Here is a 25,485-nt window from a genome sequence, read left to right as displayed (position 1 = left end):
GGCTGGCTTGGCTGCTGGTTTGGCAGCTGCAGTTTTAGCGGCTGGCTTGGCTGCTGGTTTGGCAGCTGCAGTTTTAGCAACTGGCTTGGCAGCAGCGGTTTTGGCAGCGGGCTTGGCTGCAACTTTTGCGGGTGTACGAGCCCCCAGCGCTTTAGCTACGGCTTCCTTCACACGACCAACGCCTTGGGCCAGCTTCAGGCTTTCTTGAGCGTCTTTTTTGAGTTGGGAAATGTAGCTGCGGGTTTCAGCTTGACGATCCTTGAGGGCATCCAGCAGGTCCTCAAGTTCTTTGACTGCGCCCTTGGCTTTGGCTTGCGCCTTGGACTTGCCGGCAGTAGCGGCGTCTTGCAGTTTGGTACGGGACTTGTGCAGCTTTTCTTGCGCTTTACCGCGTTGTTTTTCCAGTTTGGCGAGCAGTTTTTCTGCATCGGCCAACGCCTGGGAACATGCGCTTTCCAGATGTTCGAGCAAGCTGCCCGAAAGTTGTTGGAGCAAGTGCAACGGGGTATTTACAGGCTTCTGTTTGGCCGACATGGTTTACCTCCTGGCTGACGTGGGTGCGGCTCATACTAGCCCTCTGCTCTTACCGCCGCTAGCGCATGTTGACAGTATCGTTGGGCTTGCGTTGCACGGTACGAAAATTCTTATCGATATAACGCAAATGCTCACCAGTTTTTACGCACTCACACTGGCATAATCCGTCGCACTTTCGCCGGGAGAATGTCCATGTCGCGTTATCTTTTTCTAGTGCTTGGCTTGGCGATCTTCGTGGCCGATGCGAGCGAGCAATCGCCGTCAAAAAACACTGCCACAGAGGCGCATGATCTAGCCTATAGCTTGGGCGCAAGCATCGGCGAACGGTTGCGCCAGGAAGTCCCCGACCTGCAGATCCAGGCCCTGATCGACGGCCTCAAGCAAGCCTATCAAGGCAAGCCGCTGGCGCTCGACAACGCGCGCATCGAACAGATTCTCACCGAGCACGAAGCGCAAAACGCCGCCAACGCCCAGCTACCTCAAAGCGAAAAAGCACTCGCCGCCGAACAGCAATTTCTAACTCGGGAAAACGCCGCCAGTGGTGTTCGTGAATTGGCAAATGGGATTCTGCTCACCGAGCTGGCACCGGGCACTGGCAACAAGCCGTTAGCCAGCGATGAAGTGCAGGTGAAATACGTGGGCCGACTGCCTGACGGAACTGTCTTTGACAAAAGTACGCAACCACAATGGTTTCGCCTGAACAGCGTGATCAGCGGTTGGAACAGTGCATTGCAACAGATGCCGGTGGGTGCGAAATGGCGTCTGGTGATTCCTTCAGCCCAGGCCTATGGCGCAGACGGCGCAGGTGAGTTGATCCCGCCCTATACACCGCTGGTGTTCGAGATAGAACTGCTCGGCACTCGCCACTGACCCATAAAAAACGGTGCGACATGCGCACCGTTTTTTATCTCCCTACCAAGCTTCAGACTTGGGTGGCAGCCTCTTCCTTATGGGCGTTGTGCAGTACTTCGATCAAGCAGTCTTCCAGCTCGAAACGTTCATGCAGCAGCGCGCCCAGTTCTTTGAATTTTTCCGCTACGCATTTCCCTGCGTCACACAGGTCGGTGAACGCCAGCAGTTTTTCCGTGATCACATCGATGCGCGGGTAAATAGTCTCTGCCAGGTCGAGGCCACGCTGGTCGTCGAAGGCTTCCGCCTCTTTGGTCAGTTGCTCGTAGACGCCGAAATGGCCTGCCGATACGTAGTCAACCAGTACCCCACAGAAATCCTGCAATGGCTCGCGATTCTCACCCAATGCTTCGGGCTTGGCACCGAGAGCATCAAAGGCCCGAACCAGTTCGTGGCGTGCCTTCAGCCAGCTGTCGATCAGCTTGTGCACCCCACCCCAACGTTCCTGAGCATTCTGACAACTTTCCAGCATGATGATCTCTCTTCCCTATAGGGGCGCTGCTGCTCTGTACCTGCGCAACACTTGAAGGATTAAGCAGCAGTCGAACAAAGCCGCGTCTGACAAATGGTTTGGATACGCGTGCGGGCCAGATTATGCCCGCGGGACTATGGCTTCAAGGTACGCAGGAGAGAATGTTCATACAAGTGTTTAATCCCCTCCTACAACGCGCGTCCCGTTTTCATGACGTTGTGATGCGCAAATGCTTACTGAACAACAGCCGCGAGCATTGCATGACACCCAGGATCAACATCGCCACAAAGAACAACAGGCTCCACTCCGGCAGGCTCAGGTCAAATAGCGTCCAGTTGATTTCAACGCAATCGACAGTCCCGTTGAACACTGACCGCGCCGCCTGCCAGAACGACAGGTTTTCGATCATGTAGTGCAGGCTGGGCCAGCAATCCCGGCCCGCACCTGACGGAATATTCTGCAATAGCACTTGGCGCCCGGCAGTGGTGGCACCCAATAATGCACACACGGTGCTCGCCAGCCCATACAGGCAAAGGCCGGAACGCCCGGGATTATGAAGGGCGGCCATCAGGTTGATCAGCGCAAAAGTGGCCAGAAGCAGACGTTGTACCTGGCACAGAAAGCAAGGCTGTAGCAACGCGCCGTATTCCAGATAGAAGGACGCGCCCAACGTCAGCGCACCCGCCATGAACGCCAGCAAAAACAAGGAGCGTAAAGGGGCCAAAGACATTGTTTATCCGCACTGCAAGAGATAGGTCGCTACGGTAGAGGAAAGGCCCGACCCCTTTCAAGACGCCCCGGAGCAGACAATTCCGCGAAGAAGCAAGGACATTCCGCCAAGGCATGGCGGAAATCCAGTTACAACAAGTAGGAATTAGTCATCACGTCAGTTATACCGAGTGTTTATTGGGATTTTAAAGATCGGGTGTCGGATAGATCCGAGCCAATCCATTCACCCTTTCCTACTTCAAATACGCGCGGGTACTGGCAGAGGCGAGGACAACAGACGATTGTCGAGCAGCCCCAGACCTTCCTGAAACAGCTGGTTGCTGCGCTCGGTGTCGCCCAGTTGGGCCAGCAGGCGGGCCAATTCGGCACAGGCTTCGGGGTTGCGCTGAACTTGCAGGCTGCTTTCCAGATAGTCCCGCGCCTTGCCCCACAGGCTGTTTTGCAGGCACAGACGGCCAAGCGTCAGCAGCAAGCTGGCATCGCCCGGATGGTCCTTGAGCCAGCCTTCGGCAAACTTCAACTGGCGCGCCGGGTCACTGCCACGCAACAGGCCATACAGACGAATCAGATGGCTGTCATAGTCGCGCTTGAGGGCACCACGCAGCACTTCCTCGGCCTTTGCATCCGCGCCTAGCCGACGCAACTGGTCGGCATAGGCCAGCACCAATTGTGGCTGCTGGCGCTGGGCCGAAGTCAGTTGCTCCCAGGCACGCTCCAGAGACTGCAAGCCCGCCTCGCCCTGCTCCTCACGCTGGGCAGCCAGGCTCAGGTTTTCGCCCCAGGCACGACGTTCCAGCTCGGCCAGCTCACTGGCGGGCAAGACTTTGTCCTTGCGCAGCTCAGGCAGCAGGCGAATCACCGACGACCAATCGCCACGCTGCTGATGCAGGCGCTGTAGCTGCCTGAGTACCTGCGCGTTATGCGGGTGACGCTCGTGCATCGCCTGAAGCGTAACCAGGGCGCCTTCAGTATCGCCGCGGTCCATCTGCAGTTGCGCATGGCTCAGGGCTACGGCCAATTCCGCCTGGGGCTGGCGCTCCAGGGCGCGCTCCAGCAAGCCGTCGGACTCCTCATAGCGGCCCTGCTCATTGGCCGCACGGGCAGCACCGATGTAATAGAGCAGCGGCTGACGCTCTGCTTCGGCAGCACGGTGCAAGTGGCGCTCGGCACTGGCCCAGCGGCCCTCGGCAAGGTCCATCTGGCCTTGCTCGATCGCGATCTGCACACGGCGGCTGCGGTTGCGTCGCGACCATGGATTGACCACGCCACCGGAGGTGGTGATCAGGCTCAGCAACACACGAACCAGGTAGATCGCCAGGCCGATGGCAAACACCGCCACCAGGGTAGCCCACAGGCTTGACTCGTAATGCAGCAAATGCGGATAGGTAATCAGCACGTAGCCGGTGTGTTTCGAAATACCCACGGCCAGTGCGAGGGCGACTGCAATCGCCAGCACCAGGATCACATAGAAACGCTTCATCAGCTCTACTCCTGGGTCGCCGGTTTGCCGGCCGCGGCCTTGGCTTCGTCGGCAGACAGATGACGACGTTCAAGGTAAGCCTGCACGGCGGCCAGGCTCGCAGCCAGGTCCGGCGTCACCACCGACACGGCCTTGGGCTCAAGTTCAGCGATACGCGCCAGCATCGCCTTGCTCTGCGGGTTGTCCTGATTGAAGTTGTCTTGCAATACGCTGCGCGCTTCGCCCAGCGAGCGGCTGTATACCGCCGACTCGCCGTTGAGCGCGGCCCACTGCGCCTGCTCCAGCGCCAGGCTCAAGGCCAGGCGCACTTGGTTCAAACCCTGGCCTGCCAACAATGGCCGGATATTGTCATCCGGGTTGAAGTCGATGCGGAAATAGCGGGAAATCTGTTCCCACCACTGGCTCAACTGGTTCTGCGTATCGCTGGTGGGGCGCCCTTGGGAAGCAGGTTCCGTAAGCTGATACTCCGGGGCAATCGCCGCCAGTTGCACGACCTGGTCACGCAAGGCCGCCAGTTGCAGGTACAGGCCGGTGCGGTCTGGTTGCTCAGTGCTGCGCAATGCGGCAAGGCTCTTGGCCAGTTGCTCACGGGCGGTGAAAGCCCCTGGGTCGCTCTGCTCGCGAAGAATCTCGTCGGCGCCCTGGACCAGCGACTGCGCACTGTTGATGTCTTGCAAGGCAGACAAACGCAAACTGGCCAGACGGATCAGATGCTCCGCCTCGGCCAGGCGCCAATCCTTGCGGCTGGCGCCCAACACCGTTTCGAGGCGCTGGCTCAGGCGTTGCTGATCGCCCTGCAACTGGGCAACCAGGCGGCGGCGCTCTTCCAGCTCGTCCGCACCCGGCAATTGCGCCAGACGGGCGGCCAACTGTTGCTGGCTTTGCTTGAGGCTCTGGGATTGGTCATCCAGGGTCTGCACTTGGCTCAATTGATGTTGGCTGCTGGCTTGAAGGGCGCGGACCTGCCAGATCCCCCAGCCGCCAGCAGCTACGCCAGCAGCCCCTAGCAGCAAGGCGACGACCGCCAGGCCATTGCCACGGCGCGGCGCGGTGACCGGTGTCTCGACCGGCGCATCAAGCGCGGGCTGAGCTTCATCTTTAGGCAAGGCTGTTTCGCTCACGTATCCGTCCTTTGCGTATCAGAGAGTGGGAACGGGATAGCTCCCCAACGCCACTAACAAAGCCGCGGCACTCGCGCCGCGACAATCCACAACTTTTTTTGCGCCAGCGGCCCGCGCCATCTCATAGACGCGCGGGCTGGGCACGAACAACGGCAGCTGTGCCACCTGTGGCCAATCGGTGCCCGCCAGGGCTTGCAGGTGTAAAAAACCCTGCCCACTGCTGACCACCAGGCCGTTCAAGCGTTCCAACCGGATGCGTTGCATCAGCGCACCCGTCTCGTAGACCGGGAGAAAACGCCGATACAATTCCAGATAGTCGACACTAGCACCTTGCTCGCGCAAACGCTCTGCCAGCAACTCGCGGCCGCCCTCGCCACGCAGGATCAGCACCTTGGCGCCCGGCTGTGCGATAGCCTCGCGCAATGCAGGCAATTGAAGCAAGGCCTCGCTGTCATCGCCAGTGGCGGGATAATGAACGTCGAGGCCATGACCGGCGAGGATCTGCGCCGTCGCCGCACCGACGCTGAACCACGGCATTGGCGGCACGGCATTCCCCAACCGTTGCAGCGCCAGGCGCGCGGCCGGCTTGCTCACAACAATGACCGCGCAATAACGCTGCAACGCGTCAAACACCGCTTGTTGCTCAGCCGTGACCGCTAACGCTTGCGTCTCCAGCAACGGCAGACGGCTGCTGTATATACCGGCCTGGGACAATAAAGCCGCCAGGGCTGTCGACTCCTCGGCAGGCCGCGTCAGCAGCACTCGCCAGTCGGTCACTGCGGACCGGCCTCGCCATAGACTTTTTGCAAAATGGCACCGGCGCCTTTGTCCAGCAACTCCTCGGCAACCTGAATCCCCAAGGCCGTCGCATCTCGTTGCGGCCCACGCACCTGGGCGGTCAGCAGGGTACCGCCATCCGGATCCCCCACCAGGCCACGCAGCCACAGGTTCTCACCTTCGAGTACGGCATAGCAGGCGATGGGGACTTGGCAGCCGCCATTGAGGTGTTTGTTCAGGGCGCGCTCGGCGGTCACACGAACTTCGGTATCGGCGTGATCGAGGGGCTTGAGCAGTGCGTGGATTTCGCTGTCGACGGTCCGACATTCGATGCCGACTGCGCCCTGCCCGCCGGCGGGCAGGCTGTCTTCGACGCTGATGGCCGATGTGATGCGATCTTCGAAGCCCAAGCGGATCAAGCCGGCGGCGGCAAGAATGATCGCGTCATATTCGCCGGCATCCAGCTTGGCCAGGCGCGTATTGACGTTGCCGCGCAAAAAGCGAATCTGCAAGTCGGGCCGACGTGTCAACAACTGAGCCTGGCGACGCAGGCTGGAGGTGCCGACGATGCTGCCCAGCGGCAAGTCATCCAGGGACGCGTAGGTATTGGAAACAAAGGCATCACGCGGATCTTCGCGCTCGCAGATGCAAAAAAGGCCCAGGCCTTCAGGGAAGTCCATGGGCACGTCTTTCATCGAATGCACAGCGATGTCGGCTTCGTTTTCCAGCAGCGCAGTTTCCAGCTCCTTGACGAAAAGACCCTTGCCGCCGATTTTCGACAGGGGTGAGTCCAGCAGCTTGTCGCCGCGACTGACCATGGGCACCAGGGATACCTTGAGGCCCGGATGAGCCTGCTCAAGGCGTGCTTTGACGTATTCGGCCTGCCACAAGGCCAAGGCGCTTTTACGGGTGGCGATGCGGATTTCGCGAGAGGACATGGATCAATCCGTACTGAATAGATACGGCGGATAATAACAGCTCAGGCAAATACGCTTTGATTTGAATCAGCAAGTGCGGGGCCTCCCTGGCCACATCGCACCGGGATAAGGAAGGCAGACCGCGCCCCAGCCCTTGGGCTAAAGCTGCTGCATCATCTTGCGCACGCCGGCGACATGGCGTCGGCTGACGATCAACGCATCGCCATTGAGCCCCTTCAGAAAGAGCTGAAAGTGCCCCAGGGGTGTGCGCTGCAAGCGCTCGATACGTTCGCGGGCTACCAGCGCGTTGCGATGGATACGCACAAAACGGTCGCCGAATTCATCCTCAAGAGCCTTGAGCGGCTCATCAAGCAGCACTTCGCCGGCTTCATGGCGCAGGGTCACGTACTTGTGATCGGCAATAAAGTAGACCACCTGGTTGAGCGGGATCAGCTCGATGCCTTTGCGGGTGCGCGCACTGATGTGGCTGCGTGGCCCGTTACCACTTTGGGCCGCAGGCTGGGTCAGTGCGGCAAGTTGGGCACGGCTGGGACGCTCGGCTTTTTTCAAGGCTTTGAGCAAGGCCTCGGCGGTGACCGGCTTGACGAGAAAACTGACACCGCTGTCTTCCAGCGTCTGTGCAGAGAACTCTTCCTGGGCCGCGCACAACACCACGGCAGGTGGCGATTCGCGTTCGCTCAGGCGGGCAGCGACTTGCAGGCCATCAAAGCCCGGCATACGGATATCGAGCAGCACCACATCCGGCTTGAGGCTGTCGATCAGCGTCAACGCCTCCTCACCGCTGGTGGCACTCGGTTCAAGGACTGTATAACCCTCGAGTTCACTGACAAGACGGCTCAGTCGCTCGCGGGCTTGGGGTTCGTCATCAACGATCAGGACATTCATATTGCGCTGGATTCCTGCGTGAGTCTCGCACAAGGATAGCGTAGACAGGTGCGGTGACTTGCGTCACAGCGATCCACGCTAAGACTAGCGCGAGCGGCAAAAAGTGCCCTGAGAGCGGCACCCAAATTTACCCGGACCTGTTCAATAGCGCCCAAGACCTGCTGCCTTCGGGCATCGTCGTAGGGTTCACTGATACACAATCCGAATACCCCCCTGTTTAATGGATAGTCTGGTTATGACCGCATCACCAGACTTTGGTGCATTCACACACTAGCAGTCCAACTGTAGACGCTCACTGAGACGATATTGCTCAATCGTCAAATATCGTTTCAATAAGTACGTATCTCCAGTCTCGTCCCGGATGCGTTCGGCGGCAAGGCACTTAGCCATCTACGACACAAATAAAATTGCCGATCACCCGCGGCACCGCCTTCACGGGCAACCCTGTTATTATCGCCGGTACACCTTCATGCCTCTTTCAAGCAGATCACGAGCGAATCCATGAGCACCGACAAGACCAACCAGTCCTGGGGCGGCCGCTTCAGTGAACCCGTCGACGCCTTCGTCGCGCGCTTCACCGCCTCCGTCACCTTCGACCAGCGCCTGTACCGCCACGACATCATGGGCTCCATCGCCCATGCCACGATGCTGGCCAAGGTCGGCGTGCTGACCAACGCCGAGCGTGACAGCATCATCGACGGCCTGACCACCATCCGCGGTGAAATCGAGGCAGGCACGTTCGACTGGCGCGTCGATCTGGAAGACGTGCACATGAACATCGAGGCACGCCTGACCGATCGCATCGGCGTGACCGGCAAGAAACTGCACACCGGCCGCAGCCGTAACGATCAGGTAGCCACCGATATTCGCCTGTGGCTGCGCGATGAAATCGACCTGATCCTGGCCGAAATCACCCGCCTGCAAAAAGGTCTGCTGGAGCAGGCCGAGCGTGAATCGGACACCATCATGCCCGGCTTCACTCACTTGCAGACCGCACAGCCAGTGACCTTCGGCCACCATCTGCTGGCCTGGTTCGAAATGCTCAGTCGCGATTACGAGCGCCTGGTCGATTGCCGCAAGCGCGCCAACCGTATGCCGTTGGGCAGCGCTGCGCTGGCCGGCACCACCTACCCGATCGACCGCGAGTACACCGCGCAACTGCTGGGTTTTGACGCCGTGGGCGGCAACTCTCTGGACGGCGTTTCGGACCGCGACTTCGCCATCGAATTCTGTGCCGCCGCCAGTATCGCGATGATGCACCTGTCGCGCTTCTCCGAAGAACTGGTGCTATGGACCAGTGCCCAATTCCAGTTCATCGACCTGCCGGACCGCTTCTGCACCGGCAGCTCGATCATGCCGCAAAAGAAAAACCCTGACGTGCCTGAGTTGGTGCGCGGCAAGAGCGGCCGTGTATTCGGCGCGCTAATGGGCCTGTTGACCCTGATGAAAGGCCAACCATTGGCCTACAACAAGGACAACCAGGAAGACAAGGAACCGCTGTTCGACGCCGCGGACACCCTGCGTGATTCGCTGCGCGCCTTTGCCGACATGATCCCCGCGATCAAGCCCAAACACGCGATCATGCGTGAAGCAGCCCTGCGGGGTTTCTCCACGGCAACCGACCTGGCGGACTACCTGGTGCGCCGTGGCCTGCCGTTCCGTGACTGCCACGAAATCGTCGGCCACGCGGTGAAATACGGGGTGGACACCGGCAAGGACCTCGCGGAAATGAGCCTGGAAGAACTGCGCCAGTTCAGCGACCAGATCGAACAGGATGTGTTTGCCGTGCTGACCCTGGAAGGCTCGGTAAATGCCCGCAACCATGTGGGCGGCACTGCGCCGGCACAGGTCAAGGCAGCGGTCGTGCGCGGCAAAGAATTGCTCGCCAGCCGCTAAAACTGTGGGAGGGGGCTTGCTCCCGATGGCGGTGGGTCAGCTAAGATTTTCTTACCTGATACACCACCATCGGGAGCAAGCCCCCTCCCACATTTGCTCACCTTTTGGCCGCAATCATCGCCATGAATGCAGGCATCGCCGCCTGCCTGTCCGCCTCGACCTTCTGCGCGTTGGGCATTTCATTCAGGCGCCCCAACAAGGCCTTCACCTGCGGCAACTGCGCCAGCAGGTCCAGCCCGAACAGCTTCTCGCCCACGCCGCACGCCAGGTTCAGGCTGTACATGAAATACAAATCCGCAATGGTGAAGTTCTCCCCAGCCACATAAGGCGCGAACTTACCGTGCCGACCTAACGTACCGATCCCAAGCAGCAGCTCGGCCCTGGATTTCTCCTTGATCGCCTCCGGCACCGTCATGCCGAAAAAAGCCTCGGCGAAACACGCTCGCGCAGGCAGTTCGATGTAGAGCTCGATTTCACGGCACAGCGCCAGCACCTGAGCCCGTTGAAAAGGGTCGGCCGGCAGCAATGAAGGGCCTTCCTGAGTGTGTTCGATGTACTCCAGAATCACGCTGGTTTCATTGATAAACCCTTGCTTGACGCCCAGCACCGGCACTTTGCCTCGCGGGCTCACCGCCAAGGCTTCGGGGGTCTGGCCTGCATAGAAAGGCACCTCCTCGAAAGCCAGCCCTTTCTCCAGAAGTGCAAGCTTGACCATGTTGTAGTAGTTACTGACTGAAAATCCGTAGAGCTTGAGCATTGCAGATGCCTCCAGGCCGGGTGTGGGGTTGGCTGCAAGAGTTATAGTTCCAGGCGCCCGGCCTGACCAGCAGCATCACCTGCCTGAATGGCGGTAGACTGGCACCCTTTCCTTGAGGAGCCTGCCATGAGCGAGCCGACCGATATCGACAATGACGAAGAAGAATTCACCGAAACCACGCTGATCGAAGCCATCGAAAACCAGATCGAAAGCGACAACCCGCCAGCGGCCAAGGCAACGTTCAACAAACTGACCCTGGTGGGCTACGAGCGCGACGACATCCTGAATCTGATGGCTCACGTGCTGGCCTTCGAGATTGATGCCATGCTGGACGAAGACCGCGCATTCGATACCCAATGGTATGAAACAGCGCTGCGAGCATTGCCGGAGTTGCCGCCTGAAAAGGAATAATCCCAGTACGCAGCAACACGCTGGACAGTTCGGCAAAGTGCGTTCACCTTATGGCCTGCTAGCCTCTAATAAATTTTAGAAAGTCTGGAGTCCTTATGTCGTATACCCCCGAGTTGGTTGCCGAACTGGAAATCCTTGCACTCTTCAACCTGGACAGCTCCCAGGAGGGTCTGAAAGTCCACCAGACCGCCGCTTCCGCTGCCATCGCAGCTGCCAAGCGCCTTTTTGACAAAGATCTGATTACCCAACCCGATGGCGGCTACCTGACCAGCCTGGGTCGGGATGCAGCTCAACACACCCAAAGCCTGCTGACGATTTTGAACACAACGAAAAAAGAAGCTGCCTGACACCTGATCCCGCCCATGGGGTCCGCCCGTTGCGGACTCCGAGGGCGCTGTTGTGTGGCGCAAAAATTCTGACGCCAAAAAGCCACTTCCCTCTAAAACTCCTACGCTACTGTCTGTAGACTCCTGCATGGCTGCCCACGTCGGGCCCAGCGAGCCACCGAGTTCGACATGACCCGCACCCACGAAATCCGCCCCGATCTGGACGAAGGCATCGACCGCAAGGTGCTGACCCAGTTGCGCGCGCGTTTCATGGCCCTCAATGAGGGCCGCATGGCCCGGGCTGTCGAGGGGCTGACACCACGCCAACAAGGCGTATTGACCTTGTTGCCGCTGTTTTTCCACGTCAATCACCCACTGTTGCCGGGCTATGTCTCCAGCAGCACCCCGGCGGGGCTGTCGAATTTCGAACCTGACGCCCAGGCGCTGGCCGAAGCCCAACGCCTGACCCGCTCGTTCTCCTATAAACCGCGCCATGGCAACCCGCCCCGCCCCATCCACGGCCTGTTCCTGATGGGCAGCCTCGGCACGCTGGCCCAGGCCGATCAAAGCGATATGGACGTGTGGGTGTGCCACGCCCCCGACCTGGACGAAAGCGAACTGGCAGAGCTGCGCAAGAAGTGCCAACTGCTGGAAGCCTGGGCCTTGAGCATGGGCGCCGAGGCGCATTTTTTCCTGATCGAACCTACACGCTTTGTCCTGGGTGAACGCGATACGCAACTAAGCTCCGACGATTGCGGTACTACCCAGCACTACCTGCTGCTGGACGAGTTCTACCGCACAGCCATCTGGCTGGCCGGGCGCACGCCGATCTGGTGGCTGGTGCCGGTCTACGAAGAAAAGCGCTACGCCGAATTTACCCACGCCCTGATTTCCAAGCGGTTTATCCGCGCCGATGAAACCCTCGACCTGGGTCACTTGGCCCATATCCCGCCGGGCGAGTTCATAGGTGCCGGGCTGTGGCAATTGTTCAAGGGCATCGAGTCACCGTACAAATCGGTGCTCAAGCTGCTGCTGACCGAGGTCTACGCAAGCGAACATCCGAACGTGTACTGCCTGAGCCTGCGTTTCAAGCGAGCGGTGTTCGCCAACCAAGTGGACCTGGATGAGCTGGACCCTTACATCGTGGTGTATCGCCGCATCGAGGAATACCTCAAGGCCCGCAACGAGCCGGATCGCCTGGAACTGGTACGACGCAGCCTGTACCTGAAGATCAACCGCAAGCTCAGCGCCGGCCAGCGCACCCCCACTTGGCAGCGACTGCTGCTGGAACGCCTGGCCCAGGAATGGGGTTGGGACCAACGCCAACTGGCCCTGCTGGACAGTCGCAGCCAGTGGAAAGTGCGTCAGGTTGCTTCCGAGCGCCGCGCTCTGGTCAATGAACTGAACTACAGCTACCGTTTCCTCACCCAGTTCGCCCGCAGCGAACAGACTGCCAGCCTGATCAACAAACGCGACCTCAATGTACTGGGCCGGCGCTTGTATGCGGCGTTCGAACGCAAGGCCGGCAAGGTTGAGTTCATTAACCCAGGCATCGCCCCGGACCTGGCCGAAGACACCCTGACCCTGGTGCAGTCGCCCAACCGCAAGGAGCCGGGCCAGCACCATTGGGGTTTGTATAACGGCAACCTGACGGCCCTGGAATGGGAGCACTTCGCGCCGATCAAACGCAGCCGGGACCTGCTGGAAATGCTCACCTGGTGCCATCGCAACGGCGTGATCGACAGCAGTACCCGCCTGGCGCTGCACCCCGGTGTCAGCGACATGACCGAGTTCGAGTTGTTCAACCTGCTGGGCAGCCTGCAACAGACCATCGCCCTGCCCCTGGCCAGTGTCGATGAGAGCCGCTTGCTGCGCCCGGCAGTGCCCGAAGACGTGCTGTTGCTGATCAACGTCGGGGTTGACCCGCTCAAGCATCATCGCGACCTGAATATCCTGATGACAACAGAGCGCACCGACTCCCTGAGCTACGCCGGTGTACGCGAAAACCTGGTGCTGACCCTGGACCAGGTCATGCTTAACAGCTGGAACGAGGTGATGGTCAGCCGCTATGACGGCCCCCACGCCCTGCTCGACTGCCTGCGCGATTACCTCAACCAACTACCGCTGGGTCATCTGCCACGGCTGCAAGTGCGTTGTTTTTGCCACAACCGTGCGCAGTTCATTGCCCAGCGTGTAGAAGAGGTGTTCGACACCGCACAACACCTGCTGCTTGGCCAAGGCAATCATCGTTACCTGTTGCAGGTGCAACAGCACTATCACGTCATGGAACTGACACCGGGCCAGGCCAATCATGTGTCACTGCCAACCCAGGACGCGCTGATTGCCTACCTCAGTGAGGAACTGGCCAGCTACAGCCCTTGGCACCTTGACGCCATGGCCCTGGAAGACCATGACCTGGCGCTGCTCCTGCCTATGGGCCAGGCCGATTGCGTGCAAGTGTTCTATCGAGTCAATGAAGGCTTCGCCCAGCTGTACGTACTCGACGAATTCAACGCGCTTTGGCAGCAGCGCTTGCCGTTTCATGATGAACAAAGTCTGCTGGCTCCGCTGCAACGCTTCCTGCAATCGATCCTCTATCGCCGCGAAGCGCTGTCGTCCCTGGATTCCCGACAGCCCCTGAGTGAAGTGCACACCTTGTACTATCAGTTATTGCCATCGGGCAGCAGCCGCGCCCGCGGCGTGGAACCACGACCGGCGCCGCAGAACCCTGCCAACAAGCCGTTTTATGACGTGCAGGCAATTATCGGCAAAGGCGCGCCTGGCCAGGTGGGGATCACCCTTTACTGCAATCAGCGGGAATTTTGCGAACTGGAATTTGGCGACCAACTGTTTGCCGTGGTCGCCCGGGAGATCGTCGGGCAACGCCGGGAAACCGAACGTTACCGTTGCTACATCACTGATCTGGACTTGTCAGGACTGCTCGGTGATGTGCAAAGCCCGAGCAATTTGTACCTGCGCTACAAAGCCGAACTGGAACAGTCCCTCAATGCCGCACTGGGCCAGATTTAGAGCGAGAAAGCCCCGCCATCCTTGGGCTGGCCTTCGACACTGAGCAATTCCAGCTTGAGCGTTTTGCCACCCGGTGCAGGCCAGTCGATATGCTGGCCCACTTGCAGCCCCAGCAAAGCACTGCCTACCGGAGCCAGGATCGAGATCTTGCCTTCGTCGGCGTTCGCGTCCTTGGGGTAGACCAGCGTCAGGTGATAGTCCTTGCCGCTGCTTTGCTCACGGCAATGCACGCTGGAGTTCATGGTCACGACACCCGCAGTCACTTCATCGTGACCGACCACGTCTTCGGCGCGGTCGAGTTCGGCTTGCAACGCTTCGACGCCGGGAAACTCGTCGCCCAAGCGGTCGATCAGTTGCTCAAGACGCTGCACGTCAAGACGGGTAAGAATGATGGAAGGTGCGGTCATGATTCAGGCAGACTCCTTTTTTCTGCACAAAAAAGCAAAACCCCGCCAGAAAAAGGCGGGGTTCTCACGGACCTCGATGAGTTGAGGTGTACCCGGACACTACCACAGCGTCACAAATAAACAAGATGCTGTCAGGCTTGGGCCTTGCGCTGCTCAGCTTGCGCGCAGATCACCCGGCGCCGCGCATCGTCGGCGGAGCGCCATTCACGGATGTCTTCCACGTGGCGGAAGCAGCCGAGGCAGACTTTCTGCTCGTCCAGGCGACACAAACTGATACAAGGTGACGGCACCGTCGGGCTGACATTGCTGAACAGCGGCTTGGGCGGGCGTACAGGTACAGGCTGGGTCACGGTCAGATCTCTTCGAAATCCAGCTCGGCGCCGGTATATTCCTCGACGAGGCGCGCGAGCATTTCGCCCAGCAACTCTTCACTTTTGTCGCACTGCCATTTGCCGCTTTCTTCGTCGTAGTCGAAGTGAACGCCACCGGAGCGCGCAGCCAGCCACAGCTGACGCAGCGGCTCCTGGCGACTGAAGATCAGTTGCGGGCCGCTCTCGAACTTGACGGTCAGCACACCAGCCGAGTTTTCCAGATCCACATCCAGGTCGCTGTCGTCGAAAATATCTTCCAGCTTCTCCTGGGTGGCATCCACCAGGTCGTGAAAACGGGCTTCGGTCAAACTCATTGTGGCAACCTCAAAAGTGTCTGGTTTTGCTCAAGCGGGGCACAATACGGACGCGCTTCGCCGATTGCAAAGGATACCGATTTCATGACAGATGGCAGTACGAAATATCATCAAGTAGCGTAGCCCGCTTCTTGTGCTCCTCGGCAAAGCCCCGCCGGACGGGTAGTGCGGCGCATAGGCAAGCTGCCGGGTGGTCGGTATACTCGGGCGCAATTAATGCATATTCAAGGATTTCGCCATGAAGCGCCTGATCTCTTCCCTTGCTGCGCTCGTCGCGGTCGCTTGCCTCGTTAGTGCCTGTGGCCAGAAAGGCCCGTTGTACCTGCCGGATGACAGCAAAGATCCGAATGAACAGGCGCAATCGTCGCAAAAGCCGTCAAAAGCGCATAAGCACGACACCTACTAAGGGAAACTTATGGACGCTTTTAACTACCGGGACGGCGAGCTGTTCGCGGAAGGCGTGGCGCTGTCCGCGATTGCCCAGCGCTTTGGTACCCCGACCTACGTGTACTCCCGTACGCATATCGAAGCCCAATACCGCTCGTTCACTGACGCCCTCGATGGCGTGCCGCATCTGGTGTGCTACGCGGTCAAGGCCAACTCCAACCTGGGTGTGCTGAATGTCCTGGCGCGCATGGGCGCCGGTTTCGACATCGTCTCCCGTGGCGAGCTCGAACGCGTATTGGCCGCCGGCGGCCAGGCTGAGAAAATCGTGTTCTCCGGCGTCGGCAAGACCCGCGAAGACATGCGCCGCGCCCTGGAAGTCGGCGTGCATTGCTTCAACGTCGAATCCACCGACGAGCTGGAGCGCCTGCAAGTCGTTGCCGCCGAGATGGGCGTTCGTGCGCCGATCTCCCTGCGCGTCAACCCGGATGTCGACGCCGGCACCCACCCGTACATTTCCACCGGTCTCAAAGAGAACAAGTTCGGCATCGCCATCGCCGACGCCGAAGAGGTGTACATCCGCGCCGCGCAACTGCCGAACCTGGAAGTGCTGGGTGTCGACTGCCATATCGGCTCGCAACTGACCACACTGCCACCCTTTCTGGATGCCCTTGACCGTCTGCTGGCCTTGATCGATCGTTTGGGCGAGTGCGGCATCTACCTGCAGCACATCGACCTGGGCGGCGGCGTCGGCGTACGTTATCGAGACGAAGAGCCACCGTTGATTAGCGACTATATCCAGGCCGTGCGCGAACGCATCGAAGGCCGCGACCTGACGCTGATGTTCGAGCCGGGCCGCTATATCGTCGCCAACGCCGGCGTGTTGCTGACCCAGGTCGAGTACCTCAAGCACACCGAACACAAGGACTTCGCCATCGTCGATGCGGCGATGAACGACCTGATCCGCCCGGCGCTGTACCAGGCCTGGATGGATGTCACCGCCGTGACGCCTCGCGCAAGCGAAGCACGCACCTATGACATCGTCGGCCCGATCTGCGAGACCGGCGACTTCCTGGCCAAGGATCGTCAGCTGGCCCTGGAAGAAGGTGATCTGCTGGCCGTGCATTCGGCGGGTGCCTATGGGTTTGTCATGAGTTCCAACTACAACACTCGCGGCCGTGCCGCCGAGGTGCTGGTGGACGGTGATCAAGCATTTGAAGTGCGTCGCCGCGAGACGGTAGCCCAGTTGTATGCTGGCGAAAGCCTGCTGCCGGAGTAAGCCATGCTGCTGCGTTTTACCAAGATGCACGGGCTGGGCAATGATTTCATGGTTCTGGACCTGGTCAGCCAGCACGCGCACATCCTGCCCAAACACGCCAAACAGTGGGGCGATCGTCACACCGGCATCGGTTTCGACCAGTTGCTGCTGGTGGAGGCGCCGAGCAACCCGGAGGTGGACTTCCGCTACCGGATCTTCAATTCCGACGGTTCCGAAGTGGAACAGTGCGGCAACGGTGCGCGCTGCTTTGCACGCTTTGTGCTGGACAAGCGCCTGACGGCCAAGCGCCAGATTCGCGTCGAAACCAAGGGCGGTGTGATCGAACTGGATATTCGCAGTGACGGCCAGATCAGCGTCAACATGGGCGCGCCACGCCTGGTGCCGGCGGATATTCCGTTCCTGGCCACCGAGCAGGCCCTCAGTTACCCGCTGGACGTGGATGGCAAAACCGTGGATATCGCCGCCGTGTCCATGGGCAACCCCCATGCGGTACTGCGGGTCAACGACATCAATAACGCCCCGGTGCACGAACTGGGGCCGAAGATCGAACATCACCCGCGCTTTCCAGCGCGGGTCAATGTGGGCTTCCTGCAGGTGATCGACCGTACCCGCGCGCAATTGCGCGTTTGGGAACGCGGCGCCGGCGAAACCCAGGCTTGCGGTACCGGCGCTTGTGCCGCTGCCGTAGCCGCGATCAGCCAGGGGTGGATGGACTCGCCGCTGCTGATCGACCTGCCCGGTGGACGCTTGTCCATCGAATGGGCAGGCCCTGGCCACCCGGTGATGATGACCGGGCCGGCCTCGCGTGTATACGAAGGACAGGTCCGTCTATGAGTGAGCCAAGCCAATGACCGATAAGCCTCAAGTACCCGCACACGCTACCCCGAGTGAAAGCCTGGAGGCCGCTGCTGTCGCGGCGTACCTTGAGGCTAATCCGGACTTCTTCGTCGAGCATGAAGAACTGCTGCCGGCCTTGCGCATTCCCCACCAGCGCGGCGATACCGTGTCGCTGGTGGAACGACAGATGAAGATCCTGCGCGAGCGCAATATTGAAATGCGCCATCGGCTTTCCCACCTGATGGACGTGGCCCGCGACAACGACCGCTTGTTCGACAAGACCCGCCGCCTGATCCTGACCCTGATGGACGCCGCCAGCCTGGAAGAAACGGTGATCGCCGTGGAAGACAGCCTGCGCGAGGACTTCCAGGTGCCCTTTGTCAGCCTGATCCTGTTCAGCGACAACCCGATGCCGGTGGGTCGCTGGGTCACAGGTGGCGAAGCACACACAGCCATCGGCGGCCTGCTGTCCGAAGGCAAGACTGTCAGCGGCACCTTGCGTGAACATGAACTGGACTTCCTGTTTGGTGCCGAGCAGCGCAAGCAGATCGGCTCTACCGCCGTCATCGCCGTCAGCCATCAAGGCTTGCACGGCGTGCTGGCCATCGCCAGCCGTGACCCTGCGCACTACAAAAGCTCGGTGGGCACGCTGTTCCTGACCTACATCGCCGAAGTGCTGGGCCGCGTCCTGCCGCGCCACACCACCACACTGCGCGCGGTGCGCTGACCATGGAGCGGCAACTGGACGCCTATTGCGCTCACCTGCGCAATGAGCGCCAGGTGTCGCCCCACACCCTTGAAGCCTATCGGCGGGACTTGAACAAGGTCCTGGCCTATTGTGAGAAACAGCACGTCAGTAGCTGGAAAGCCCTGGATATCCAGGCCCTGCGCAGCCTGATCGCCCGGTTGCACCAGCAAGGCCAGTCCTCGCGTAGCCTGTCTCGCCTGCTGTCGGCAGTGCGCGGCCTCTATCACTACCTCAATCGCGAAGGCCTGTGCGATCACGACCCGGCCAATGGCCTGTCCCCGCCCAAAGGCGAGCGGCGCCTGCCCAAGACCCTGGATACCGATCGTGCCTTGCAGTTGCTCGATGGTGCGGTAGAGGATGACTTCCTGGCCCATCGCGACCAGGCAATCCTTGAGCTGTTCTATTCTTCGGGCCTGCGCCTGTCGGAGCTGACAAGCCTGAACCTCGATCAGCTGGACCTCGCCGATGGCCTGATACAAGTGCTCGGCAAAGGCAGCAAGACCCGCGTACTGCCGGTGGGCAGAAAAGCCCGCGAAGCCTTGCAGCTATGGCTGCCACTGCGCCTTTTGACCAACCCGGCGGACGATGCGGTGTTCGTCAGCCAGCAAGGCCGACGCCTGGGGCCCCGAGCGATCCAGCTTCGGGTCAAGGCCGCCGGCGAGCGGGAGCTGGGGCAGAATCTGCACCCGCACATGCTGCGCCATTCCTTCGCCAGCCACCTGCTGGAGTCCTCCCAGGATCTGCGCGCCGTACAGGAACTGCTCGGCCACGCCGATATCAAGACCACCCAGATCTATACACACCTGGACTTCCAGCACCTGGCAACGGTGTACGACAGCGCCCATCCCCGGGCCAAACGCATCAAAGGCAGCGACTCATGAGTATCAAGCTGATCACCTTCGACCTGGACGACACCCTCTGGGACAACGTACCCGTCATCATCAGCGCCGAAGCGTCGATGCGCGAATGGCTGGCGCTCAACGCCTCCAAGGTCGGGGACCTACCCCTGGAGCATTTCGCCAGCCTGCGCCAGCAAGTATTGCAGCGTCATCCCGAGCTCAAGCACCGCATCAGCATCCTGCGCCATCGGGTGTTGATGCTGGCATTCGAAGAGGCCGGCTATCCCCAGCCTGAAGCGGCGCAAATGGCGGATGTGTGCTTCGAAGCGTTCATCCATGCACGTCACCAGCTCACCGTGTTCCCGGAAGCCGAGCCGATGCTCAAGGCGCTGCGCCAGCACTTCCTGCTGGGGGTGATCACCAATGGCAATGCCGATGTGCAGCGCGTTGGCCTGGCGGAGTACTTCCATTTTGCCTTGCGCGCTGAAGACATCGGCATTGCCAAGCCGGACGGGCGCTTGTTTGAAGAGGCGTTGCAGCGCGGTGGCGTGGACGCCGGAGCGGCGGTGCACGTGGGCGATCACCCTGGGGATGACATCGCCGGTGCTCAGCAGGCGGGGCTGCGGGCGGTGTGGTTTAACCCCGCGGGCAAGGCCTGGGAGGGTGACAAGCACCCGGATGCGCAGATTCGCAGCCTGACGGAGTTGCCGCCACTGCTGAGTCGCTGGGGTTAACACTGCCCCCCAATGTGGGAGCTGGCTTGCCTGCTCCCACAAGGTATTGCAGCGAACTGATAATGGCTCCAGGCATGAAAAAGCCCGCAGCGACGGCGGGCTTTTTCTTACAAGCAGGAGGCAGACCTTAGATAGGTCGGCTGCCGTACTTGTTATCCGGCTTCTTCGGTGGGTCTGCAACCACGTTAGCCTCGACTTCGACCACTTTGCCGCCTTTAGCGAGGAACTCTTCCATCGCACGGGCCAGGGCATCGCGCTCTTTGTTCTTGGCTTCAACGCTTGGCAGCTCGTCTACCGAAACAGCAGCCTTGGCTTTGCCTTTGGCTTTGGGAGCCGCGTCATCGGCACCGCCATCCTCGGCATCGTCAGCAACGTCTTCCGCCGCTACTTCAAGACCTTCTTCGGTGTCGTCTTCATCACCTACTTCGAGGTCGTCTTGTTCCAGATCATCGTCGCTCATGTTCTACCTCATGACTTGCGAAAAGCAGATTAGTTATAGCCCAGCTTCACCCTCTGTCGAGGTCGCCGGAAAAAAATCAACATCCACCGGATTTCCAGTGGCTTATGCCTCTTCACCGTGCAAGGTGGCGAGGACTTTACGAGCACCGCCATGATCACGGTGCTCGCCCAGATAAACACCTTGCCAGGTCCCCATCGCCAAGCGGCCGGCCTTGACCGGCAAACTCAGCTGGCAGCCCAGCAGACTGGCCTTGAAGTGCGCCGGCAGATCATCCGGACCTTCGTCGTTGTGTTCAAACCCTGCGCGGCCCTGTGGCACCAGCAGGTTGAAAAAACGCTCGAAGTCACGGCGAACCGCCGGGTCGGCATTCTCGTTGACGGTCAACGAGGCCGAGGTGTGCTGCAGCCACAAATGCAACAGGCCCACACGGCAAGCCTTCAATTCAGGCAAGCCGGCAAGCAACTCGTCCGTTACCAGATGAAAGCCCCGGGGCTTGGCCCGCAGGGTAATCAGGGTCTGTTGCCACATACAGTTCTCCGCCCATCGGCGCGCATTCTAGCGCGCTCTGGGAAAAAACAAAGTGCCGAATACGCCTTCATGCCTGTAAGACATTTGCACTCTGAAAAGTGCCGTGTGGATCCCATCACAAAGTTGATAAAAAACCCATACACCTTTAGCCAAAGACAAACACCAGACAAAAAAATGCCCGGCAAGCCGGGCATGTTTTTTTCGCGTACTTACAAGTTGTAGCCGCGCTCGTTGTGTTGCGCCAGGTCGAGGCCCACAGCCTCTTCTTCCTCAGTGACACGCAGGCCCATGACCATGTCCAGCACCTTGAGGATGACGAAGGTCACGATGGCTGTATAGATCACAGTGAAGCCTACGCCTTTGCACTGGATCCAGACCTGGGCAGCGATATCGGTCACGGTGCCGAAACCGCCCAGTGCCGGGGCTGCAAACACACCGGTGAGGATCGCACCGACGATACCGCCGATACCGTGCACACCGAAGGCGTCCAGGGAGTCGTCGTAGCCCAGCTTGCGCTTGAGGCTGGTGGCGCAGAAGAAGCACACCACACCGGCAACCAGCCCGATCACCAGAGCACCCATCGGGCCCACGGTGCCAGCGGCTGGCGTCACGGCGACCAGGCCGGCCACCACACCTGAGGCAATGCCCAGTGCACTTGGCTTGCCGTGAGTGATCCACTCGGCGAACATCCAGCCCAGCGCCGCAGCAGCCGTGGCAATCTGGGTCACCAGCATCGCCATGCCCGCCGTGCCGTTGGCCGCCGCAGCGGAGCCGGCGTTGAAGCCAAACCAGCCGATCCACAGCATGGCCGCGCCGATCAAGGTATAACCCAGGTTGTGCGGTGCCATTGGTGTAGTCGGGAAGCCTTTACGCTTGCCCAGCACGATGCACGCCACCAGGCCCGCCACACCCGCGTTGATGTGCACGACGGTGCCGCCGGCGAAGTCCAGCACGCCCCAGTCCCACATCAGGCCACCGTTGCCGCTCCAGACCATGTGCGCGATCGGCGCGTAGACCAGGGTGAACCAGATAGCCATGAAGATCAGCATCGCGGAGAACTTCATGCGCTCTGCAAAGGCACCGACGATCAGCGCCGGGGTGATGATGGCGAAGGTCATCTGGAAGGTGATGAACACGGCTTCCGGAAACAGCGCCGCAGGCCCGGTGATGCTGGCCGGGGTGACACCCGCCAGGAACGCCTTGCCCAGGCCGCCGAAGAAGGAGTTGAAGTTGACCACACCCTGTTCCATACCGGTGGTATCAAACGCGATGCTGTAGCCGTAGACGACCCACAGGATGCTGATCAAGCCGGTGATGGCAAAGCACTGCATCATCACTGACAGAATATTCTTGGAGCGGACCATGCCGCCGTAGAACAGCGCCAGGCCAGGGATGGTCATGAACAGCACCAAAGCGGTGGCGGTCAGCATCCAGGCGGTGTCGCCGGAGTTGAGGACTGGAGCAGCCACTTCGTCTGCCGCCATGGCCAGGCTTGGCATTACGATGGACAGCAGGGCTCCGAGCCCTGCGAATTTACGCAGAGTCATAGTGTTTTCTCCTGGGGCGTTGGGGTTTGGCGGCTTAGATTGCGTCGGTATCGGTTTCGCCGGTACGGATGCGAATAGCCTGTTCCAGATTGACCACGAAGATCTTGCCGTCACCGATCTTGCCGGTGTTGGCCGCCTTGGTTATCGCCTCGATAACCCGGTCAAGATCCTTGTCGTCAATGGCGACATCAATCTTCACCTTCGGCAGGAAATCGACTACGTATTCCGCGCCACGATACAGCTCGGTATGACCCTTCTGCCGACCGAAGCCCTTGACCTCAGTAACGGTAATGCCCTGCACGCCGATCTCGGACAGTGACTCGCGTACATCGTCCAACTTGAACGGCTTGATGATGGCAGTGACTAGCTTCATGAAAACTCTCTCCCGAATTGGTGGACTTGCCCCAGGAAAACAAACCCGTCTCAAGTCTAAGCGCAGTGCCTGGCTTTGTAACGCATCGTCGCCTCGGCATTTGCCGTTGCGACGCCAGCGATCCACTGGTGACGAAACCTGTACCCCTGATCCGTCGGCGCACTGCATTCGTCACAGCGACTGCATCAGTGCATGGGTCATGATCGTCTAAGCAGAAACCTTGCCAGCTCCGTAAAAACCACTGAAATCAATCCCTTGCTCACTTGTGCCCACCCACGGGGCGTGCGCGCGGCCGCAATGCGCATCAAAACGGTGCGCAGCCGCCCGCTTTGATGCGCGAAAACCGTGCGCAACGCGGCATGAAAAAGACTATAGACGCTGCGTGATACACTGCTGGCCAACTGTTTTCCGGAATGTTTCCCATGCTCGCGCCCAAAGACCTCCTCGACGCCCTGAGCGGCCACGCCTCTCGCCTGTTCAGCGGCGACACCCCGCTGCCCCGCAATGAAATCGAAAGCCAGTTCAAGGCATTGCTGCAAAGTGGTTTCAGCAAGCTCGACCTGGTCAGCCGGGAAGAGTTTGACAGCCAGATGGTGGTGCTGGCCCGCACGCGTGCGCGGTTGGAGAGCCTGGAGGCGAAGGTGGCTGAACTTGAAGCACGGTTGGCGCCATCCTCTGCTGAATAAACACGGTTAGTGTGGGAGCTGTCTTGCCTGCGATGGCGGTGCATCAGCGGATGATTCTTTGCTGACATACCGCTATCGCAGGCAAGACAGCTCCCACATTTGTTTTGCATTGCCGCCCGGATACGTTCTGTAAAATCTCCCTCGCCCCGCTCCGTCCCACCTCGTCTACCCTTGAAAAACCCGCAGGAAGCGGCCCACCCATTCAAGGAACGAGCATGTCCCTCGCTATCGTGCACAGCCGCGCCCAGGTCGGCGTTGAAGCCCCCGCCGTCACCGTTGAAGTGCATATGGCCAATGGCTTGCCATCGCTGACGCTGGTGGGCCTGCCGGAAACTGCAGTGAAGGAAAGCAAGGATCGCGTTCGCAGCGCCATTCTCAACTCGGCGCTGCAATACCCGGCCCGGCGCATCACCCTCAATCTCGCGCCCGCCGACCTGCCCAAGGACGGCGGGCGCTTTGATCTGGCGATTGCCCTGGGGATCCTGGCGGCCAGTGTGCAAGTGCCGGCCTTGATGCTTGATGACGTGGAGTGCCTTGGTGAGTTGGCGTTATCGGGCGAGGTACGGGCGGTGAAGGGTGTGTTGCCGGCCGCGCTTGCGGCGCGCAAGGCCGGGCGCACCGTGATAGTGCCCAGGGCCAATGCCGAGGAAGCCTGCCTGGCGTCGGGGCTCAAAGTGATTGCGGTGGACCACCTGCTGCAAGTGGTGGCGCACCTTAATGGGCATGTGCCGATTGAGCCCTACAGGTCCGACGGCTTGCTGTACTTGAACAAGCCTTACCCGGACCTGAGTGAAGTGCAGGGCCAACTGGCAGCCAAGCGTGCCTTGCTGATTGCGGCGGCCGGCGCACATAACCTGCTGTTCAGCGGGCCACCCGGTACCGGCAAAACCCTGTTGGCCAGCCGCCTGCCGGGCTTGCTGCCAACGCTGAGCGAGCAGGAGGCGCTGGAAGTGGCCGCGATCCAATCCGTGGTCAGCCTGGCCCCCCTGAGCCATTGGCCCAATCGCCCGTTTCGCCAGCCGCACCACTCGGCATCCGGCCCGGCGCTGGTGGGTGGCGGCTCGAAGCCGCAGCCGGGGGAAATCACCCTGGCCCATCACGGCGTGCTGTTTCTGGATGAGCTGCCGGAATTTGATCGCAAGGTACTGGAGGTGCTGCGCGAGCCATTGGAGTCGGGGCATATCGTGATCTCCCGAGCCAGGGACCGGGTGAGTTTCCCGGCACGCTTCCAATTGGTCGCGGCCATGAACCCCTGCCCGTGCGGCTACATGGGCGAACCCAGCGGGCGTTGTCGGTGCACGCCGGAACAGATACAACGCTATCGCAACAAGCTATCCGGGCCGCTGCTGGACCGGATTGATTTGCACCTGACAGTCGCGCGGGAGGTCACTGCGCTGAGCCCCTCCCAACAGGCCGGTGACACCACCGCGCAAGCGTCCGCCCAGGTGGCGCAAGCCCGTGAACGCCAGCACCAGCGCCAGGGTTGTGCCAATGCATTCCTCGATCTGCCACGGCTACGCGAACACTGCCAGTTGACCAAAGCCGATGAAAGCTGGCTGGAAAGCGCGTGCGAACGACTGACATTATCGCTGCGTGCAGCCCATCGGTTGCTCAAGGTGGCTCGCACCCTGGCGGACCTTGAGCAAGTGGAAGGCATCGCCCGCCATCATTTGGCGGAGGCGTTGCAGTACCGACCAGCCGCTCATGGCTAGC

29 protein-coding genes are annotated in these 25,485 nt (G+C 60.3%); 13 read left to right on the top strand and 16 right to left on the bottom strand.

Translation table 11 applies throughout. From position 1 onward, the window contains the following. On the bottom strand, positions 1-534 hold a 534-nt coding region (locus tag JH25_RS29070; protein WP_236648049.1), incomplete at its 3' end, for an AlgP family protein. 192 nt (positions 535-726) lie between these two features. Here JH25_RS29070 and JH25_RS11880 point away from each other — a divergent pair. Further along, positions 727-1,404, top strand: a complete 678-nt coding sequence (locus JH25_RS11880) for an FKBP-type peptidyl-prolyl cis-trans isomerase (protein ID WP_032878793.1) — start codon at positions 727-729, stop codon at positions 1,402-1,404. A 52-nt stretch (positions 1,405-1,456) separates the two neighbouring features. On the opposite strand, the gene JH25_RS11885 is transcribed toward JH25_RS11880, so the two are convergent. The 7 genes from JH25_RS11885 to JH25_RS11915 form a co-directional block, all read right to left on the bottom strand. Beyond that, complete coding sequence (locus JH25_RS11885; protein WP_032878791.1) at positions 1,457-1,915, bottom strand: Rsd/AlgQ family anti-sigma factor; 459 nt, start codon at positions 1,913-1,915, stop codon at positions 1,457-1,459. A gap of 208 nt (positions 1,916-2,123) precedes the next feature. Then, positions 2,124-2,645 carry a disulfide bond formation protein B gene (locus tag JH25_RS11890; RefSeq protein WP_032878789.1) on the bottom strand — a complete coding sequence of 174 codons (522 nt, stop codon included), beginning with the start codon at positions 2,643-2,645 and terminating at the stop codon, positions 2,124-2,126. 237 nt (positions 2,646-2,882) lie between these two features. Then, positions 2,883-4,124, bottom strand: coding sequence for a heme biosynthesis protein HemY (locus JH25_RS11895; protein WP_005792433.1), 1,242 nt, complete (start codon positions 4,122-4,124; stop codon positions 2,883-2,885). Positions 4,125-4,129: 5 nt separating this feature from the next. Further along, on the bottom strand, positions 4,130-5,245 hold the full coding sequence (locus tag JH25_RS11900) for a uroporphyrinogen-III C-methyltransferase (protein ID WP_032878787.1): 1,116 nt from the start codon (positions 5,243-5,245) through the stop codon (positions 4,130-4,132). Between the two features lie 18 nt (positions 5,246-5,263). Beyond that, entirely contained in the window at positions 5,264-6,022 is a 759-nt protein-coding gene (locus tag JH25_RS11905; protein WP_032878785.1) for a uroporphyrinogen-III synthase, read from the bottom strand. Then, positions 6,019-6,960 carry a hydroxymethylbilane synthase gene (gene hemC / locus JH25_RS11910; protein WP_032878783.1) on the bottom strand — a complete coding sequence of 314 codons (942 nt, stop codon included), beginning with the start codon at positions 6,958-6,960 and terminating at the stop codon, positions 6,019-6,021. The genes JH25_RS11905 and hemC overlap by 4 nt, the downstream gene beginning before the upstream one ends. A gap of 138 nt (positions 6,961-7,098) precedes the next feature. Further along, complete coding sequence (locus JH25_RS11915; RefSeq protein WP_005792437.1) at positions 7,099-7,845, bottom strand: LytR/AlgR family response regulator transcription factor; 747 nt, start codon at positions 7,843-7,845, stop codon at positions 7,099-7,101. A 501-nt stretch (positions 7,846-8,346) separates the two neighbouring features. Between JH25_RS11915 and argH the strand changes: the two genes are divergently transcribed. Next, positions 8,347-9,741 carry an argininosuccinate lyase gene (argH, locus tag JH25_RS11920; RefSeq protein WP_032878781.1) on the top strand — a complete coding sequence of 465 codons (1,395 nt, stop codon included), beginning with the start codon at positions 8,347-8,349 and terminating at the stop codon, positions 9,739-9,741. A gap of 97 nt (positions 9,742-9,838) precedes the next feature. On the opposite strand, the gene JH25_RS11925 is transcribed toward argH, so the two are convergent. Beyond that, positions 9,839-10,498, bottom strand: a complete 660-nt coding sequence (locus tag JH25_RS11925) for a glutathione S-transferase family protein (protein ID WP_032878779.1) — start codon at positions 10,496-10,498, stop codon at positions 9,839-9,841. 126 nt (positions 10,499-10,624) lie between these two features. On the opposite strand from JH25_RS11925, the gene JH25_RS11930 reads away from it, so the two are divergent. The 3 genes from JH25_RS11930 (at position 10,625) to JH25_RS11940 (ending at position 14,265) form a co-directional block, all read left to right on the top strand. Further along, a complete protein-coding gene (locus JH25_RS11930; protein WP_032878776.1) occupies positions 10,625-10,909 on the top strand; it encodes a hypothetical protein in 285 nt (94 codons plus the stop codon). Positions 10,910-11,004: 95 nt separating this feature from the next. Then, positions 11,005-11,256: a TIGR02647 family protein gene (locus JH25_RS11935; RefSeq protein ID WP_032878774.1), complete on the top strand. Its 252-nt coding sequence runs from the start codon at positions 11,005-11,007 to the stop codon at positions 11,254-11,256. Between the two features lie 168 nt (positions 11,257-11,424). Further along, positions 11,425-14,265 carry a class I adenylate cyclase gene (locus JH25_RS11940; RefSeq protein ID WP_032878772.1) on the top strand — a complete coding sequence of 947 codons (2,841 nt, stop codon included), beginning with the start codon at positions 11,425-11,427 and terminating at the stop codon, positions 14,263-14,265. Here JH25_RS11940 and rnk read toward each other — a convergent pair. The 3 genes from rnk to cyaY all read right to left on the bottom strand — a co-directional run bounded on the left by rnk (position 14,262) and on the right by cyaY (position 15,357). Beyond that, entirely contained in the window at positions 14,262-14,672 is a 411-nt protein-coding gene (gene rnk / locus JH25_RS11945; RefSeq protein ID WP_005792442.1) for a nucleoside diphosphate kinase regulator, read from the bottom strand. The genes JH25_RS11940 and rnk overlap by 4 nt on opposite strands. A gap of 131 nt (positions 14,673-14,803) precedes the next feature. Then, entirely contained in the window at positions 14,804-15,022 is a 219-nt protein-coding gene (locus JH25_RS11950) for a DUF1289 domain-containing protein (protein WP_032878769.1), read from the bottom strand. 2 nt (positions 15,023-15,024) lie between these two features. After that, positions 15,025-15,357, bottom strand: coding sequence for an iron donor protein CyaY (cyaY, locus tag JH25_RS11955; RefSeq protein WP_032878767.1), 333 nt, complete (start codon positions 15,355-15,357; stop codon positions 15,025-15,027). 238 nt (positions 15,358-15,595) lie between these two features. On the opposite strand from cyaY, the gene lptM reads away from it, so the two are divergent. Genes lptM through JH25_RS11980 form a run of 6 tightly spaced genes read left to right on the top strand, consistent with a single transcriptional unit; the run spans position 15,596 to position 20,178 of the window. Then, positions 15,596-15,763 (top strand): LPS translocon maturation chaperone LptM, encoded by a 168-nt coding sequence (lptM, locus tag JH25_RS28140; RefSeq protein WP_003195417.1) that lies wholly within the window; start codon positions 15,596-15,598, stop codon positions 15,761-15,763. Positions 15,764-15,772: 9 nt separating this feature from the next. Beyond that, complete coding sequence (gene lysA / locus JH25_RS11960) at positions 15,773-17,020, top strand: diaminopimelate decarboxylase (protein ID WP_032878765.1); 1,248 nt, start codon at positions 15,773-15,775, stop codon at positions 17,018-17,020. Positions 17,021-17,023: 3 nt separating this feature from the next. Then, complete coding sequence (gene dapF / locus JH25_RS11965) at positions 17,024-17,854, top strand: diaminopimelate epimerase (protein WP_032878763.1); 831 nt, start codon at positions 17,024-17,026, stop codon at positions 17,852-17,854. Between the two features lie 13 nt (positions 17,855-17,867). Then, on the top strand, positions 17,868-18,584 hold the full coding sequence (locus JH25_RS11970) for a DUF484 family protein (RefSeq protein WP_032878760.1): 717 nt from the start codon (positions 17,868-17,870) through the stop codon (positions 18,582-18,584). A gap of 2 nt (positions 18,585-18,586) precedes the next feature. Further along, a complete protein-coding gene (gene xerC, locus JH25_RS11975; RefSeq protein WP_032878757.1) occupies positions 18,587-19,486 on the top strand; it encodes a tyrosine recombinase XerC in 900 nt (299 codons plus the stop codon). Then, positions 19,483-20,178 carry an HAD family hydrolase gene (locus tag JH25_RS11980; RefSeq protein ID WP_032878755.1) on the top strand — a complete coding sequence of 232 codons (696 nt, stop codon included), beginning with the start codon at positions 19,483-19,485 and terminating at the stop codon, positions 20,176-20,178. Before xerC ends, JH25_RS11980 begins: the two co-directional genes overlap by 4 nt. Before the next feature lie 127 nt (positions 20,179-20,305). Here the strand turns inward: JH25_RS11980 and sutA are convergent, their stop codons facing one another. The 4 genes from sutA to glnK all read right to left on the bottom strand — a co-directional run bounded on the left by sutA (position 20,306) and on the right by glnK (position 23,086). Continuing rightward, positions 20,306-20,638 carry a transcriptional regulator SutA gene (gene sutA, locus JH25_RS11985; protein ID WP_032878753.1) on the bottom strand — a complete coding sequence of 111 codons (333 nt, stop codon included), beginning with the start codon at positions 20,636-20,638 and terminating at the stop codon, positions 20,306-20,308. Positions 20,639-20,740: 102 nt separating this feature from the next. After that, positions 20,741-21,166 carry a secondary thiamine-phosphate synthase enzyme YjbQ gene (locus tag JH25_RS11990; protein WP_005792453.1) on the bottom strand — a complete coding sequence of 142 codons (426 nt, stop codon included), beginning with the start codon at positions 21,164-21,166 and terminating at the stop codon, positions 20,741-20,743. Between the two features lie 209 nt (positions 21,167-21,375). Beyond that, positions 21,376-22,713, bottom strand: coding sequence for an ammonium transporter (locus JH25_RS11995; protein WP_032878752.1), 1,338 nt, complete (start codon positions 22,711-22,713; stop codon positions 21,376-21,378). A gap of 34 nt (positions 22,714-22,747) precedes the next feature. After that, a complete protein-coding gene (gene glnK, locus JH25_RS12000; protein ID WP_002555808.1) occupies positions 22,748-23,086 on the bottom strand; it encodes a P-II family nitrogen regulator in 339 nt (112 codons plus the stop codon). 422 nt (positions 23,087-23,508) lie between these two features. On the opposite strand from glnK, the gene JH25_RS12005 reads away from it, so the two are divergent. Both JH25_RS12005 and JH25_RS12010 read left to right on the top strand, forming a co-directional pair. Further along, positions 23,509-23,772: an accessory factor UbiK family protein gene (locus JH25_RS12005; protein ID WP_005792456.1), complete on the top strand. Its 264-nt coding sequence runs from the start codon at positions 23,509-23,511 to the stop codon at positions 23,770-23,772. A gap of 215 nt (positions 23,773-23,987) precedes the next feature. Continuing rightward, a complete protein-coding gene (locus JH25_RS12010) occupies positions 23,988-25,484 on the top strand; it encodes a YifB family Mg chelatase-like AAA ATPase (protein ID WP_032878750.1) in 1,497 nt (498 codons plus the stop codon). Position 25,485: the final 1 nt, after the last annotated feature.

It is taken from the genome of Pseudomonas sp. BRG-100, assembly GCF_000737955.1.
GTDB classification, from domain to species: Bacteria; Pseudomonadota; Gammaproteobacteria; order Pseudomonadales; family Pseudomonadaceae; genus Aquipseudomonas; species Aquipseudomonas synxantha_A.
This window is presented reverse-complemented; position numbering and strand designations above follow the sequence as displayed.

Excerpts from the sequence above, each read along its gene's own strand:
- JH25_RS11880 (WP_032878793.1), top strand. The coding sequence starts at position 727 with ATGTCGCGTTATCTTTTTCTAGTGCTTGGCTTGGCGATCTTCGTGGCC.
- JH25_RS11885 (WP_032878791.1), bottom strand. The coding sequence starts at position 1,915 with ATGCTGGAAAGTTGTCAGAATGCTCAGGAACGTTGGGGTGGGGTGCAC.
- JH25_RS11890 (WP_032878789.1), bottom strand. The coding sequence starts at position 2,645 with ATGTCTTTGGCCCCTTTACGCTCCTTGTTTTTGCTGGCGTTCATGGCG.
- JH25_RS11895 (WP_005792433.1), bottom strand. The coding sequence starts at position 4,124 with ATGAAGCGTTTCTATGTGATCCTGGTGCTGGCGATTGCAGTCGCCCTC.
- hemC (WP_032878783.1), bottom strand. The coding sequence starts at position 6,960 with ATGTCCTCTCGCGAAATCCGCATCGCCACCCGTAAAAGCGCCTTGGCC.
- JH25_RS11915 (WP_005792437.1), bottom strand. The coding sequence starts at position 7,845 with ATGAATGTCCTGATCGTTGATGACGAACCCCAAGCCCGCGAGCGACTG.
- argH (WP_032878781.1), top strand. The coding sequence starts at position 8,347 with ATGAGCACCGACAAGACCAACCAGTCCTGGGGCGGCCGCTTCAGTGAA.
- JH25_RS11925 (WP_032878779.1), bottom strand. The coding sequence starts at position 10,498 with ATGCTCAAGCTCTACGGATTTTCAGTCAGTAACTACTACAACATGGTC.
- JH25_RS11930 (WP_032878776.1), top strand. The coding sequence starts at position 10,625 with ATGAGCGAGCCGACCGATATCGACAATGACGAAGAAGAATTCACCGAA.
- JH25_RS11935 (WP_032878774.1), top strand. The coding sequence starts at position 11,005 with ATGTCGTATACCCCCGAGTTGGTTGCCGAACTGGAAATCCTTGCACTC.
- JH25_RS11940 (WP_032878772.1), top strand. The coding sequence starts at position 11,425 with ATGACCCGCACCCACGAAATCCGCCCCGATCTGGACGAAGGCATCGAC.
- rnk (WP_005792442.1), bottom strand. The coding sequence starts at position 14,672 with ATGACCGCACCTTCCATCATTCTTACCCGTCTTGACGTGCAGCGTCTT.
- cyaY (WP_032878767.1), bottom strand. The coding sequence starts at position 15,357 with ATGAGTTTGACCGAAGCCCGTTTTCACGACCTGGTGGATGCCACCCAG.
- lptM (WP_003195417.1), top strand. The coding sequence starts at position 15,596 with ATGAAGCGCCTGATCTCTTCCCTTGCTGCGCTCGTCGCGGTCGCTTGC.
- lysA (WP_032878765.1), top strand. The coding sequence starts at position 15,773 with ATGGACGCTTTTAACTACCGGGACGGCGAGCTGTTCGCGGAAGGCGTG.
- dapF (WP_032878763.1), top strand. The coding sequence starts at position 17,024 with ATGCTGCTGCGTTTTACCAAGATGCACGGGCTGGGCAATGATTTCATG.
- JH25_RS11970 (WP_032878760.1), top strand. The coding sequence starts at position 17,868 with ATGACCGATAAGCCTCAAGTACCCGCACACGCTACCCCGAGTGAAAGC.
- xerC (WP_032878757.1), top strand. The coding sequence starts at position 18,587 with ATGGAGCGGCAACTGGACGCCTATTGCGCTCACCTGCGCAATGAGCGC.
- JH25_RS11980 (WP_032878755.1), top strand. The coding sequence starts at position 19,483 with ATGAGTATCAAGCTGATCACCTTCGACCTGGACGACACCCTCTGGGAC.
- sutA (WP_032878753.1), bottom strand. The coding sequence starts at position 20,638 with ATGAGCGACGATGATCTGGAACAAGACGACCTCGAAGTAGGTGATGAA.
- JH25_RS11990 (WP_005792453.1), bottom strand. The coding sequence starts at position 21,166 with ATGTGGCAACAGACCCTGATTACCCTGCGGGCCAAGCCCCGGGGCTTT.
- JH25_RS11995 (WP_032878752.1), bottom strand. The coding sequence starts at position 22,713 with ATGACTCTGCGTAAATTCGCAGGGCTCGGAGCCCTGCTGTCCATCGTA.
- glnK (WP_002555808.1), bottom strand. The coding sequence starts at position 23,086 with ATGAAGCTAGTCACTGCCATCATCAAGCCGTTCAAGTTGGACGATGTA.
- JH25_RS12005 (WP_005792456.1), top strand. The coding sequence starts at position 23,509 with ATGCTCGCGCCCAAAGACCTCCTCGACGCCCTGAGCGGCCACGCCTCT.
- JH25_RS12010 (WP_032878750.1), top strand. The coding sequence starts at position 23,988 with ATGTCCCTCGCTATCGTGCACAGCCGCGCCCAGGTCGGCGTTGAAGCC.